Consider the following 14,052-nt stretch of genomic DNA (forward strand, 5'->3'; position numbering starts at 1 on the left):
CAGCAGGGCGGTCAGCCCCGCCCGGCGGGCCACCACGGTCAGCCGGTCCCCGGCCGTGATCACCAGGCGGGGGTCGGCGGACCAGTCCGCCTTCTGGCCGGGGCGGGCGTGCGCGAGCAGGCGTACCGCGCCGGGCTGGGCCACGGCGGACAGCGGGCTGCCGTCCAGCGGCGACCCGGCGACCACCTGGACCTCGGTGACCAGCAGGGCGTGCCGGCCCACCGGGATGGTGGCGATCACCGCCCGGTCCAGCAGCGCGGCGGCGAACGACGGCGCGGCGAGATACGACACGCTGCGCGAGATGCCGATGCCGAACGCCTTCTGGACTCGCTCGGCGAAGTCGCCGTCGAACAGGCGCAGCACCACCCGCAGGTCGGGGGTGAGCCCCCGCGCGTTCAGCGCGGCCCGCAGGTTGACGTCGTCGTCGGTGGAGACCACCACGAGGGCCTGGCAGGTCTCGACGGACGCCGACCGCAGCGTCTCCTCCCGACCGGCGTCGCCGACCACCATCGGCACGCCGAGCCGGTGCGCCAGCGACGCGCCCCGGGCTTCCGGGTCCTTGTCGATGGCGACCACCTCGACGCCGAAGTCGTTGAGCTGGGCCATGACGCGGGTGCCGATGTTGCCCAGCCCGACGACCACGACGTGCCCGGACCGGGCGGGCTGGATCCGGCCGGTGTGCAGGGCCAGCCGGGCGTTGACGATCCCGTCGACGACCACGGCCGTGATCAGCGGGATCAGCGCCAGCCCGGCCAGGTTGAGCACCACCTGCATGACCTGTGCGGCGACGGGCTTGGCGACGTCCGGGTCCTCGCCGGTGAGCGTGGTGACCAGGGTGAGGTAGAGCGCGTCGGCCCAGCCCACGTGCGCGGCCCGGGCGTTGAGCCAGCCCAGCGCGGCGATGACGGCCAGCAGCACCAGCACCGCGATCCCGATCTTGCGGGTGGCGAAGCTGCGGACCGCACGCAGCAGCACGGCGACGGGCCGCCGCCGGCGGCGGGCCCGGACCAGCCGGCGGGCGGCCAGCTCGGTGCCGGGCGGCTGCCCGGTCGCCTCGGCCAGCACCACGTCGGCCGTCGACTCGTCGGCGGGCAGGAGGCGCGGCCGGGCCGCATCCCGGGTGTCGGCCACCCCGCACACGACATCCTTCTCGCGTACGTCGGCGCGACGCGCCACGTAGAGGGTGCGCCCGCCGTGCCGGAAGTGCGTCGGGGCGACCTCGCCGAGTGCGGCGGCCACGAACGCGGGGGCGGCCATCGACGCGTCGGAGAGCACCGCCGAGTCGGGGAAGAGCTGCCGCAGCCCGTTGGCGAGGCTGGTGTTGAACATGCGTACCACCAGCCGCAGCCGGGGCTCCACCTCCTGCGCGCAGAGCGCGGCGTGCATGTTGCCGACGTCGTCCTGGTGCAGCAGCGCCAGCCCGTCCGCGCCGGTCAGGCCGGCCCGCCGGAACGTCGCCTCGTCGAGCCGGTCGGCGCGGACGACGTGGAGACCGGGAAGGTCGCGCCCGTCGGGGCCGTCGGAGCGGCGGCGCTCCGGCACCACCAGGGTGATCCGCGCCCGGCCGGAGTCCAGCTCGGTGGCGAGCAGCGCCCGCACCACCCAGTAGGCCAGCGGATCCGACCCGCAGACGACGTAGTGCGGGCGGGTCTCCCCGTTGACCCGCAGCCGCCAGCCGGTCGCGCGGCGCGCGCGGTCGCGCAGGGGCTCCGCCATGCGCCGAATCGTAGTCAGCGGCGCGGAGCCCGCGCAGCCCCGTGATCATGAACGATCATCGGGAACGATTGTCGCGCCCGGGGACGGGTAGAGCGGGGCATGCAGACGTTCCTGCCGTACCCGGACTTCCTGGCCAGCGCGCGGGCGCTGGACACCCGGCGGCTCGGCAAGCAGCGGGTGGAGGCCATCCAGGTGCTGCGCGGGCTGACCCGGCCCGGGTACGGCTGGCGCAACCACCCGGCGGTGAAGATGTGGGCCGGGTACGAGGAGGCGCTGGTCCGCTACGGGCTGGACGTCTGCGCGGTGTGGTGCGGGCCGGGGCGGGCCGACACCTGCGCGGCGACGCTGGTCGCCGACCTCGCCGCCGCCTGCGGCGTGACCGCCGTACGCACCCAGGCGGAGCTGGCCGACGCCGGTGAGCTGCCGCCGTGGCTGGGCCGCGACGACCTGCACCGCAGCCACCGCTCGTCGCTGCTGCGCAAGGACCCGGACCACTACCGCCCGATCTTCGGCGACGTCGACCCGGGCCTGGAGTACGTCTGGCCCGCCTCCGACCGCGAGCGCCGCTGCCCCGCGCCCTGAGGCGCTGGGAGGCGCAAGAAGGGGACCCTTCTCGACCGCAGGCGTTAACAGGGGGCCCTTCCTTGCCCCTCGGGCAGACTGGGCGCATGGCACTGTCTCAGGTGGTGGGCCGGCTGATCGGCGTACGGCAGCACGTGGTGGACCCGGGCGGCGGTGGCGCCCACCGCGTGCCGCGCCCGGTGGAGGCCGTGGTCGTCGGCGGCGGGATCGCCGGCATGTCGGCGGCGGTGGTGCTCGCCGAGCGCGGGGTGCGGGTGACCGTGCTGGAGGCCGCCCCGACCCTCGGCGGCCGGCTCGGCGCGTGGCCGCAGGAGCTGGCCGACGGCGTCCAGGCCAACGAGCACGGCTTCCACGCGTTCTTCCGGCAGTACTACAACTGGCGGTCGATCCTGCGCCGGGTCGACCCGGAGCTGCGGTTCCTCAAGCCGGTCCCCGGCTATCCGATCCTGAGCGCCGACTGGCCCACGGAGGAGTTCGGGCGGCTCCCGCCGGCCCCACCGGCCAACCTGCTGGCCCTGCTGCTGCGCAGCCCCAGCCTGCGGCTGGCCGACCTGCGGGCGATGGACCGGGACGCCGCGCTGCCGCTGCTCACCTACGACCCGGTGCGCACGTACGCCGAGTTCGACGGCAGGACCGCCGACGAGCTGCTGAACTCGCTGCGGCTGCCCGACCGGGCCCGCGCGATGCTGTTCGAGGTCTTCTCCCACTCGTTCTTCAACCACGAGGCGGAGATGTCGGCGGCCGAGATGATCGCCCAGTTCCACTTCTATCTGCTCGGCAACCCGGAGGGGCTGGCGTTCGACTGTCCCGACGAGGACTACGGCACCGCCATCTGGCAGCCGCTGGCCCGGCACGTCGAGCGCCACGGCGGGCGGGTACGCACCGGCGTCGCCGCGACCCGGCTGGACCGCACCCCCGACGGCTGGCGGGTGAGCGCCGCCGACGGCACGGCGTACCCGGCCGGGCACGTGGTGCTCGCCGTCGACCCGCCGGCCCTGGCCGCCCTCGTCGCCGCCTCGCCGGTGCTGACGGGAGCCGCACCGGAGCTGGTCGCGGCGATGCCCGCGTTCGGCACCCCCGGCCCGCCGTACGCGGTGGCCCGCTACTGGTGCGACGGGGACGTCGACGCCGGGCGGGCGGTGTTCAGCGGGGTGTCCCGCCAGCCCACCCTGGACTCGGTGACGCTCTACCACCGGCTGGAGAACGAGTCGCGCCGCTGGGCGGAGCGCACCGGCGGCTCGGTGCTGGAGCTGCACGCGTACGCCTGCGAGCCGGGCGTGCCGGCCGAGGAGCTGGCCGAGCGGATGCGCGCCGAGCTGGTGGCGCTCTGGCCGGAGGCGGCCCGGCTGCGGGTGCGCGAGCTGCGGGCCCGGGTCGAGGCGCAGGCCCCCGCGTTCACCCCGGGCGGTCACGCCCGGCGGCCAGGGGTACGCACCGACGCCGACGGGCTCTACCTGGCCGGCGACGGCATCCGCACCGACTTCCCGAGCGCCCTGATGGAGCGGTCCGCGGCGACGGGGATCGTCGCCGCGAACCACATCCTGCGCGCCGAGGGCGGGGCGGCCGAACCGGTCCGCTCGATCCGCCCCCGCGGCCTCCTCGCTGGGAGGTAAGGAAGGGCACCTTGTTAACGCTTTCTGCATAGGAAGGGCCCCCTCCTAACACCTGCGTCAGGCGGCGGCCCAGCGCGTGCCGTGGTACGCCGCCCGCATGAGCTGCTGCATGTCGTCGAGCATCGGCATTCTCGGGTTGGCCGGCGCGCACTGGTCCTCGTAGGCGTTGAGCGCCTGCTGCGGCAGGGCCGCCTCGAACGCCGCCTCGTCCACGCCGATCGCGGCGAACGACGGCTCGATGCCGACCGCGTCGCGCAGCCGTTCCACGGCCGCCGCCAGCGACTCGACGCCCTCGGCCGGGGTCGCCGCCGGCAGGCCCAGCGTCCGGGCGATCTCGGCGAACCGCTCCGGCGCGCGGTAGCTCTCGTACTTGGGCCAGCCGGACAACTTCGACGGGACGGTGCCGTTGTAGCGGATGACGTGCGGCAGCAGCACCGCGTTGGTGCGCCCGTGGGCGATGTGGAAGGTCGCCCCGAGGGTGTGCGACATGGCGTGCACGATGCCGAGGAACGCGCTGCCGAACGCCATCCCGGCGATGGTGCCGGCGTTGTGCATCCGTTCCCGCGCCTCGGCGTCGCCGCCCGCCGCCAGGGAAGCACCGGCGGCCGAGGAGCCGCCCGCCGCCGAGGAGGCACCGGCGGTCGAGGAGCCGCCGGTCACCGAGCGTTCCAGGTTGGCGAAGATCAGCCGGATCGCGTGCAGGGCCAGGCCGTCGGTGAAGTCGTTGGCGTAGACCGACACGTACGCCTCGATGGCGTGGGTGAGCGCGTCGAAGCCGCTGTCGGCGGCGATGGCGCGCGGCATGCTGGCGGTCAGCACCGGGTCGACGATCGCCACGGTCGGGGTGAGCGCGTAGTCCGCGAGGGGGTACTTCTTGCCGGTGCGGCGGTCGGTGATGACCGCGAACGGGGTCACCTCCGCCCCGGTGCCCGAGGTGGTCGGCACGCAGACCAGCCGGGCCTTCTCGCCGAGGGTGGGGAAGGCGAAGGCGCGCTTGCGGATGTCGAAGAACTTCTCCCGCAGGTCGTCGAAGACCACCTCGGGGTGCTCGTAGCGCAGCCACATCACCTTGGCGGCGTCCATCGCCGAGCCGCCGCCGAGGGCGATGATCGTGTCCGGCTGGAAGGAGCGCATCAGGGCGGCGCCCCGGTCGACGGTCTCCACGCTGGGCTCGGGCTCGACGTCGTCGATGATCTGGAGCGCGATGTGGCCGGGGCGGCGCTGGAGGATCCGGTTGACCCGGTCGACGAAGCCGAGGCGGGTCATGGTGGCGTCGGTGACGACGGTGACCCGGTGCACGTCGGGCATCTCGGCGAGGTACCGCAGCGCGTTCGGCTCGAAGTAGATCTTCGACGGGACCTTGAACCACTGCATGTTGTTGGTCCGCCGGCCGATCCGCTTGATGTTGACCAGGTTGACCGCCGAGACGTTGTTCGACACCGAGTTGCGGCCGTAGCTGCCGCAGCCGAGGGTCAGCGACGGCAGGAAGGCGTTGTACATGTCGCCGATGCCGCCCTGGGAGGCCGGCGAGTTCCAGATGATCCGGACGGCCTTGACCCGCTGCCCGAACTCCTCGACCAGCGCCTCGTCCTCGGTGTGGATCACCGCGCTGTGGCCGAGGCCGTGGAACTCGACCATCTCCTCGGCATACCGCAGGCCCTGCTCGCGGGTCGGGGCGCGCAGCACCGCGAGGACCGGGCAGAGCTTCTCCCGGGTCAGCGGCTCGTCCGGGCCGACGCGGTCGACCTCCGCCAGGATGATCGAGGTACGCGGCGGCACGGTGATGCCGGCCCGCTCGGCGATCCACTCCGCCGGCCGCCCGACGACGTCCGGGTTGAGCCGGCCGGCGGGGAACAGGAGCGCCTCCAGCTTCGCCTTGTCCTGCGCCGACGCCACGTACGCGTGCAGGGCCCGGAACTCGTCGAGCGCGGCGTCGGCGACGGCCTCGTCGAGGATCACCGCCTGCTCCGAGGCGCAGATCATGCCGTTGTCGAACGCCTTGGACAGCACGATGTCGTTGACGGCGCGCTTGAGCTTCGCGCTGGCCTCGACGTACGCGGGCACGTTGCCCGCACCGACGCCGAGTGCCGGCTTGCCCGCCGAGTACGCGGCGCGGACCATCGCGTTGCCGCCGGTGGCGAGGATGGTGGCGATGCCGGGGTGGTGCATGAGCGCGGTGGTCGCCTCGACCGACGGCTGCTCGATCCACTGGACGCAGTGCTCGGGCGCGCCCGCCGCGACGGCCGCGTCGCGGACCGTGCGGGCCGCCTCCACGCTGCACCGCTGCGCCGACGGGTGGAACGCGAAGACGATCGGGTTGCGGGTCTTCAGCGCCAGCAGGGCCTTGAAGATGGTGGTCGAGGTGGGGTTGGTGACCGGGGTGATGCCGGCGACGACGCCGACCGGGTCGGCGATCTCCACGATGCCGTCGATCTCGTCGCGGCTGATGATCCCGACGGTCCGCACCCGCGCCATGCTGTGGGTGACGTGCTCGCAGGCGAAGATGTTCTTCACGGCCTTGTCCTCGAAGACCCCCCGGCCGGTCTCCGTCACGGCGAGCCGGGCGAGTTCGGCGTGCCGGTCCAGGGCGGCCACGGACGCCTTGCGGACGATCCGGTCGATCTCCTCCTGGGTGAACCGGTCGTACTCGGCCAGGGCCTTGAGCCCGTCGGAGACGAGGGCGTCGACCATGGCGTCGAGCTCGGTCGACGGGGCGGTCCTCGGTTCGGCCTTCATCTGTCACACCTCGGCGGTCGCGGCTTCTTCGGTCACCTTCAGCATCGATCGCCGGCGATCCCGACGGTGGTGCGGAAGGGCCCCTCCGGCACCGCCGAAGGTCCCGACCCCGCACCCCAATTCACCACAAAGCAAGCTATTGGTGCATATGCTCGGAGGGGTGCCCGGGCGGCCGGCAGGGCCCGCCCGGGAGGTCGGACGGGGGTGTCGACGGGTGTCGACGGTGCACCGGCGGGGCGCGGGACGCGAACCGGCCACTGGCGACGCGGCCGACGGGCCGCCGCCTGGTGACGCCTACGGCGGCCGGGACGGCGACGCGTACGGCGGGTCGACCGTCGACCCGTTCGGTCGCCGGGGCGACGACGCGGCCGGGCGGCTCCGGGACGAGCGGGGCTGCGTCGTGACGGCCCTGCGGCTGGGCTGGTGGATGGCCGACGCGTACCACCACGCGCAGACGGCCGACCTGTCGGCGCCGCAGCGACGCCCGGGCGGGCCGCCGGTGAAGCTGACCAACCTCACCGAGATGTCCGGCCGGCGGCGGCTGCGGATGTACCTCGACGGGATCGACGTCGCGCTGGCCCAGATCGCCGCGCTGACCGGCACCGGCGGCACCGCGCCGTCCACCGCCGCCGCCCGGGCGGCCACGCCGACCGGCACGACGACGGCGGAGGCGACAGCGGCCCTGCCGGCCGAGACGACACCGGCCCCGGTGGGCGAGGCGACGGCGGCGCTGCTGCTCGCCCTGGACGACCTCAACGTGGACGTGCTGCGCTGGGCCATGGCCGCCAACCCCCGGGTCGGGCTGGCCTACCGCCTCGGCCGGTCGCTGGCCGACACCGTCCGGCACGGCGAGGCCGAGCAGGTGCCGTGGCGCTTCGCCGGCCGGCAGCACGAGATCAGCCGGTGGCTCGACGAACTGGCCAGCGTGCTGCCGCCGTACTCGGCCGCCGTCGTGCGCCGGTCGCTGCGGGCGTGGGCCGACGCGGTCACCCGGGCCCTGATGGGCGACCCGGCCGAGGCCGGCCTCGACGAGTTGGCCCTCGAGCTGCGCAACCAGGGCGACCGGTGGCGCAACGTGCTGACCGGAGGGCTGCACCCACGCGACCTGCTCGACGAGGAGGACTACGCGATCGTCGCCCGAAACGTGATCATCCGGGACCGGAAGCTGGTCGTGCAGGCGGCCCGGGGGATCTTCTGGCCCGTGCTCGTACCCCTGCTGGTGGTGCTGTTCGCGGTGGTCGGGGTGAGCGCCGCCGCGGCGGCCGGCTCCCCCACCACCCGCGCGGCCGTCGCCCTGGTCGGGCTCGGCGCCGGGCTGACCGCGATCTGGCGGACGGTGTCCGGGCCGACCCTCGCCGTCGCCGGGGAGGTCAACCGGCCGCTGCTGGAGGGGGAGCTGACCGTGCGGATGGCCGGCCGGGTCGACGGGCCGCTGGCCGACGCGCGGGCCGCCGCCCGGACCCGACGGCCACGCCATCCGGACCAGGTCCCCGGAGGATCGAAATACGTTGCCGGCCTCACCCCCGCCGACCTACCGTGATCGCGCAAGGTCAACCAGCCAACCGGGAGACGGTCATGTCGTTGTCGCACGTCAGAGGCGTGTCGTCGGCGCTTACCGTCGACGGTTGTCGATTCGTCGCGCCCCGGGAAGGGCGGCCCGGCTGACGCGCGTCCGCACGCGTCGAGCCGCCCGTCCCCGCCGGACCCGGGCGGCTCTTCGCTGTCCGGCCCGACCCACCGTCGCCCCTGGAAGGAGACCCGGTGGACGCCGTCCTCGTCATCAACGCCGACCTCGGCCCGCTGCACCGGGTCACCGTCCAGCACGCGATCCGGATGCTCTGCCGCCGGGTCGCCGAGATCCACGAGGCCGAGCCGGACCGGGTGATCGGGATCTTCCCGGTCCCCCGGGTGGTCCGCCTCGTCCGGTACGTGGTGACCCGCTGGCGGTTCAGCGCTGGCCCGGCCTGGTCCCGGGCGGGTGTGCTGCGCCGCGACGACCGGTGCTGCGCCTACTGCGGCGGACCGGCCAGCACCGTCGACCACGTCCTGCCCCGCTCGCGCGGCGGCCGCAACACCTGGCGCAACACCACCGCCGCCTGCTACGCGTGCAACCAGCGCAAGGGCGACCGGACGCCAGCCGAGGCGGGCATGCCGCTGCGGCACGAGCCGGCCGTACCGAGCTGGGCGTCGCTGGCGGGGCGGTGACCGGCCGGCCGGCGGGAACGGGGGGCCGCGTCGGGGGTACGCCCCGGCGCGGCACCCGCCGGCCCCGGCCGGGCAACCGCAGGCCGTGCCACCGCGGGCCGGGTCAGCGCTCGATCTCCCGTACCCTCGGCACCACCATGCCGTTGGCGCAGCTCGCCCGGACGTCGCTGGCGTGGGCGGCGGAGCCGAGCACGACGCGGACCTCCCGGGTGGGGCCCGGCACGTACTCCTCGACCTGGTAGCCGTCCGCCGGCACGGTCGACGTCACCGCCGCACTCTGGCCCGTGCAGGACACCCGGACGATGCCGCCGCTCGCGCGCACCGCGACCGTCGGCGGCTCGGCGGGGGCCGGCTCGGCCGGGTCCTCGCCGGAGTCCGGGGCGGACGGCGACGCGGAGGTGGAGGGGGACGGGCCCGCCGACGGCGACCTGCCCGACCCGCCGGGGGCCGACGGGCCCGGGGCCCCGCCGCCCGGGGCGGGGCTGAGTGCGGGGTCGCCGGGGCGCGGCGAGCCGGCGTCCCCGGCGGGGACGCCGACGTCGCCGGTGGGTCGGACCTCGCCGACGGGGGCGACGACCTCGTCGGCGGAGGGCACCGGCGACCCGGTCGGACCGGCCGCGCCGGACCGGTGCGGGCGGGACGAGTCGGCGAGCGAGCCGGCGGTCGCCACGGCGATGACCAGCGCGGCGGCGACCACGAGCAGGGCCCGGTACCGCCGCCGGGCCGGATCCCGACGGGGCGCGGGGCGCGGTGCCGGCCCGCGCGGCGCGTCGCCGGAGCCGGCCTCCGCCCCGCCCCCGCCCGCAGCACCGGACATGTCGGCACCGCCGGACCGGGCGGCACCCCCGCCGGCCGGGCCGTCACCGGCGGCGACCGCGGTCGGCTCGGGCCGGGCCGCCTCGGCGGCCCGCATCCGGGTGACCACCGCCGCCAGCCGCGCCGCCGCCTCCTCGGCGGACGGCCGGGCGGCCGGGTCCTTGGCGAGGCAACGCCGGCACAGCTCGGCCACCTCGGCGGGAACGCCGTCGACCGGCGGCAGGGGCCTCGGCTCGACGTAGACGTGGGCCCGCAGCATCTGGGTGGGGGTGTCGGTCTCCCAGGGCAGCTCGTCGGTGAGCACGAGGTGGACGAGCAGCCCGAGCGCGTAGACGTCGGAGGCGGGCACCACCTCCCCGGCGTCGAGCCGCTCCGGCGCCAGGTAGGAGGGGGTGCCCAGCAGCTTGCCGTCGAAGTCGATCTCCGGCTGGCCGACGGCGGCAGCCGTGCCGAAGTCGACCACCTTCGCCCCGGACGGCGTGAGCACGACGTTGGCCGGCTTGACGTCGCGGTGCACCAGACCCCGCGCGTGCGCCGCGGCGAGCGCGGCGGCGACCTCCGCGCAGATCCGCAGCCCCTCCACCGCCGGCAGCGGTCCGTCGTCGAGCCGCCGGGCCAGGGTGGGACCGGGCAGCAGCTCCATCACCACGTACGGCGCGGGCTCTCCGGTGTGGGTCAGCGCCTCGCCGTAGTCGTACACGTTGGTGACGTTCGGGTGCGAGAGCCGGGCGGCGGCCTTCGCCTCGGCGCGGATGCGTCGGCGGGCGGCCCGGTCCGAACCGAGCAGCACCTTGACCGCCACCTCGCGTTCCAGCAGCTCGTCGTACGCCCGGTGGACCACCGCCGTGCCGCCCTTGCCGATGCGATCTCCCAGGCGGTACCGGCCGTTGAGGAATTGATCGATCTGCACCGGCACAGCGTGCCAGTATGGGCCCCGTCACACCAACCGATCATCGAGAAAACCCGATCGGGCAGGTCAGGGCCCGGGTGCCCGGCGTTCCGATGTGGACGGTCCGTCGGCGGCGGGCGGGGCCCAGCCGAACCGGGGCGCCCGGCGCCCGTTGGCGGCCGCTACCCCCTCCCGGGCCTCCCCGCTGTCCCGGACCTGCCCGTGCCACCAGGCGATCCGTTCCGCGTCGGCCCGGTCGTCGACGATCTCCTTCGCGGCGGCGACGGTGAGCCGGGAGCGCTCGGCGATCGTGGCGGTGAGCGCCGCCACCCGGGCGGCGAGCCCGGCCGGCGGCAGCACCTCGTCGACCAGCCCGATCCGCAGGGCCCGCTCGGCGTCGATCAGCTCGGCGGTGAAGAGCAGGTGCTTCGCGGCCGACGGGCCGACCAGCCGGGCCAGCCGGCGGGTGGTGGGCGCGGGATAAACCAGGCCGAGCCGGGCCGGCGGCACCCCGAACCGGGCGTCGGCGGCGGCGAGCCGCAGGTCGCAGGCCACCGCAAGCTGGCAGCCGCCCCCGACGCAGGCACCCTCGATCGCGGCGACGGTCGGCCGGGCGAAGGCGGCGAGCCGCTCCTCGGCGGCGACGGCGATGCTGGCGTCACCGGCGTCGAGCAGTTCGTCGAGGTCACCGAGGTCGGCCCCGGCGCAGAACGTGCCGGCCGCGCCGGTGAGCACCAGCGCGCGGATCCGCTCGTCGGCCTCCAACCGGTCCAGCAGCACCGGCAGCCGCCGCCACATCGCCGGGGTCATCGCGTTGCGCCGCCGCGGGTTGGAGATCACGATCGTGGCCACCGGGCCGGTCGTCCCGACGGTCAGCTCCGCGTCCGGCACCGCCACCACCCCCCGACGATAACGACGTGGGCCCGGCGACCACCCGAGTGGGGTGGCCGCCGGGCCGGGAGAGGTACGGCTACGTCAGGCGACGTCGACCGCGGTGTCGTCGACGACGAAGGACGTCTGGAGCGAGAAGTCCTCGGTGCCGGTGAACTTCAGGGTGACGGTCTGGCCGGCGTACGAGGCCAGCGAGAAGGACTTCAGCGAGTAACCGGTGGCCTTGTTCAGGTTCGAGTACGTGGCCAGGGTCGCCAGCACCGTCCCGGACGAGTTGAGCACCTGCACGGAGAGCTTGTCGTACTGGGTGCTCGTGGTGCTCTCGTTCGAGTCGATGTGCAGCCAGAAGCTGAAGTTGTACGAGCTGCAGCCCGCCGGCAGGCTCACCGACTGGGACAGCGTCTCGGTGTTGCTGGTGGCGCGCCCGTTGAGCCAGGCGCTGTAGGTGCCGGTGCGGGCCGGCTGGCTGGTGCCGTGCTGGGCGATGACGCCGGAGGAGGCCGTCCACACCGTGTTGCCGGACTCGAAGCCGGCGTTGCCGAGCTTCTGGCCCGCGCCGGTGCAGCCGCCGACGCCGCCGACCGTCAGCGTGTAGGTGGCCGTGTGGTTCACCGAGGTGCCGGTGCCGGTCACCGTGACGGTGTAGGTGCCCGCCGGGGTGCTGGAGCCGGTGGCGATGGTGAGGGTGGACGACGCGCCCGAGGTCACCGAGGCCGGGCTGAACGACGCGGTCGCGCCGGAGGGCAGGCCGGACGCGGAGAGCGCGACGGTCTGCGCGGTGCCGCTGGTGGTGGCGGTGGCCACGCTGGTGCTGGCGGAGCCGCCGGCGGTGACCGAGCCGGAGGTCGGCGAGAGCGTGACGGAGAAGTCGTTGCCGGTCGACGAGCAGGGCGCGTCGCTGCCGGCCACGTTCACCGCGGTCCACGCCGCCTGGACGGCCTTGTACTCGGTGGAGCAGCTGCCGTAGAGGTCGGTGGCCGCCTTGAGGCTGTACGCCCGTGCGGTGTTCGCCGGGTTGCTGGTGTTGACGTACGACGTGTTGGAGGTGAAGTACACGTCGAGCGCGCGGAACCAGATCTTCTCCGCCTTGGCCCGGCCGATGCCGGTGACCGCCGGGGCGGAGCCGCAGACGGGCGAGGTGCCGTACGCGGTCGCGCCGGTGCCCTCGGCGAGGTTGAAGTAGAAGTGGTTGCCGACGCCGGAGGAGTAGTGCACGTCCTTGTTCTTGGTGCTGGTCGACCAGCACGAGTCGGACGAGCCGTCCAGCGACGGGTTGTACATGTAGCGCAGCGGCGTGCCGTTGCCGTTGATGTTGATCTTCTCACCGACCTGGTAGTCGCCCGGGTCGCTCGGCGCGTTGGCGTAGAACTCCACCATGTTGCCGAAGATGTCGCTGGTGGCCTCGTTGAGGCCGCCGGACTCGCCGGAGTAGACCAGGCCGGCGACGGCCTCGGTGACGCCGTGGCTCATCTCGTGGCCGGCCACGTCGAGGGAGACCAGCGGGCGGGAGTTGCTGGAGCCGTCGCCGTAGGTCATCCGGGAGCCGTCCCAGAAGGCGTTGACGTAGTTGTTGCCGTAGTGCACCCGGCTCGGCACGCCCGCGCCGTTGCCGAAGATGCCGTTGCGGCCGTGCACGTTCTTGAAGTAGTCGAACGTCTTGGCGGCCCCGAAGTGGGCGTCGACGGCGGCCGACTGCCGGTTGCTGTTGGCGCCGGTGCCCCAGACGTTGTCGGCATCGGTGAAGGTGGTGCAGGTCGACGTGCCGTTGTTCATGTCGCAGGTGGTGCCGTTGCCGCGCACCGGGTCGATCATCTGGTAGGTGCTGCCGGAGAGCGTGGTGTCGATGGCGACCGCGCCGGTGTAGATGCCGGTTCCGCTGCCGGCGACCGACTCGATCTCGTCGTACGAGCCGATAAGCGCGCCGGTGACGGCGTCGGTGATCACGTGCAGCTTCGACGGGGTCTGCTTGTCGGCCTTCCAGCCGGTGACGACGGTCTCCCAGGCCAGGCGGCCCTTGCCGGAGCTGGCGTCGACGAAGAGCTCCGGGGTGCCCACGGCGGTGAGCGAGCCGGAGAACTCCTTGCGCGCGGCCGCCTTGGCCTTGGCGGAGGTGACCTTCGGGCTGGTGCCGAGGGTCAGCGGTGCGGCGAGGCCCACCGAGGCCCCGGCGTACTGGCCGTTCGCGGTGGCGTGGATGACGAAGTCACCGCCGTAGACGCGCAGGCCGTGGTAGGTGCGGGTGTAGCGGGTGTGTGAGGCACCGCTGCCGTCCACCTTGGTGCGGACGACCTGGTAGGCCTCCGCGCCGGTCCCCTGCACGGCACCGGGGTTGGCGCGCAGGACCGAGTCGGCACGGGCCGCGGCGGCGGCGTCCGGGGTGGGGGCGGCGGGGGGTGCCGCTTGCGCCGTGGTGGTGACGCAGGCGAGCAGGCCGCCGGTCAGCAGCGCTGCGCTCGCAGCGGCGAGGGTTTTCTTCACGTGCCCTCCTGGCAAGAAGATGTGACGGGGGTAGTCACGCATGTAGATATAGAGACACATGAACAGGAGGGGAAGGGCGGGAGCGCTATCAGACACCAACACTGGCCGAACGGATGAGTAACGGCA

9 protein-coding genes are annotated in these 14,052 nt (G+C 74.2%); 4 read left to right on the plus strand and 5 right to left on the minus strand.

Annotated elements, in window-relative coordinates:
- Positions 1-1,716 (minus strand): potassium channel protein (locus LPA42_RS28380; protein WP_228986985.1); only part of this gene is annotated, 1,716 nt, incomplete at its 3' end.
- Positions 1,717-1,815: 99 nt separating this feature from the next.
- On the opposite strand from LPA42_RS28380, the gene LPA42_RS28385 reads away from it, so the two are divergent.
- Both LPA42_RS28385 and LPA42_RS28390 read left to right on the plus strand, forming a co-directional pair.
- Entirely contained in the window at positions 1,816-2,298 is a 483-nt protein-coding gene (locus tag LPA42_RS28385) for an MSMEG_6728 family protein (RefSeq protein WP_077938092.1), read from the plus strand.
- 86 nt (positions 2,299-2,384) lie between these two features.
- Positions 2,385-3,911 carry an FAD-dependent oxidoreductase gene (locus LPA42_RS28390; protein ID WP_077938091.1) on the plus strand — a complete coding sequence of 509 codons (1,527 nt, stop codon included), beginning with the start codon at positions 2,385-2,387 and terminating at the stop codon, positions 3,909-3,911.
- Between the two features lie 57 nt (positions 3,912-3,968).
- On the opposite strand, the gene adhE is transcribed toward LPA42_RS28390, so the two are convergent.
- Positions 3,969-6,647, minus strand: coding sequence for a bifunctional acetaldehyde-CoA/alcohol dehydrogenase (gene adhE / locus LPA42_RS28395; RefSeq protein WP_077938090.1), 2,679 nt, complete (start codon positions 6,645-6,647; stop codon positions 3,969-3,971).
- A gap of 214 nt (positions 6,648-6,861) precedes the next feature.
- Here adhE and LPA42_RS28400 point away from each other — a divergent pair, with 214 nt between their 5' ends.
- Positions 6,862-8,187, plus strand: a complete 1,326-nt coding sequence (locus tag LPA42_RS28400) for a hypothetical protein (RefSeq protein WP_228986986.1) — start codon at positions 6,862-6,864, stop codon at positions 8,185-8,187.
- A 221-nt stretch (positions 8,188-8,408) separates the two neighbouring features.
- A complete protein-coding gene (locus LPA42_RS28405; RefSeq protein ID WP_043965119.1) occupies positions 8,409-8,852 on the plus strand; it encodes an HNH endonuclease in 444 nt (147 codons plus the stop codon).
- Between the two features lie 103 nt (positions 8,853-8,955).
- Here the strand turns inward: LPA42_RS28405 and LPA42_RS28410 are convergent, their stop codons facing one another.
- The 3 genes from LPA42_RS28410 to LPA42_RS28420 all read right to left on the minus strand — a co-directional run bounded on the left by LPA42_RS28410 (position 8,956) and on the right by LPA42_RS28420 (position 13,926).
- Entirely contained in the window at positions 8,956-10,578 is a 1,623-nt protein-coding gene (locus tag LPA42_RS28410; RefSeq protein WP_228986987.1) for a serine/threonine-protein kinase, read from the minus strand.
- 66 nt (positions 10,579-10,644) lie between these two features.
- The gene (locus LPA42_RS28415; protein ID WP_077938095.1) at positions 10,645-11,454 is read right to left on the minus strand and encodes an enoyl-CoA hydratase/isomerase family protein; all 810 of its coding nucleotides are present in this window, start codon (positions 11,452-11,454) and stop codon (positions 10,645-10,647) included.
- Between the two features lie 78 nt (positions 11,455-11,532).
- On the minus strand, positions 11,533-13,926 hold the full coding sequence (locus LPA42_RS28420) for a M4 family metallopeptidase (protein WP_228986988.1): 2,394 nt from the start codon (positions 13,924-13,926) through the stop codon (positions 11,533-11,535).
- Positions 13,927-14,052 lie beyond the last annotated feature (126 nt).

The organism is Micromonospora sp. DH13, from assembly GCF_020873825.1.
Taxonomy (GTDB): Bacteria; Actinomycetota; Actinomycetes; order Mycobacteriales; family Micromonosporaceae; genus Micromonospora; species Micromonospora haikouensis.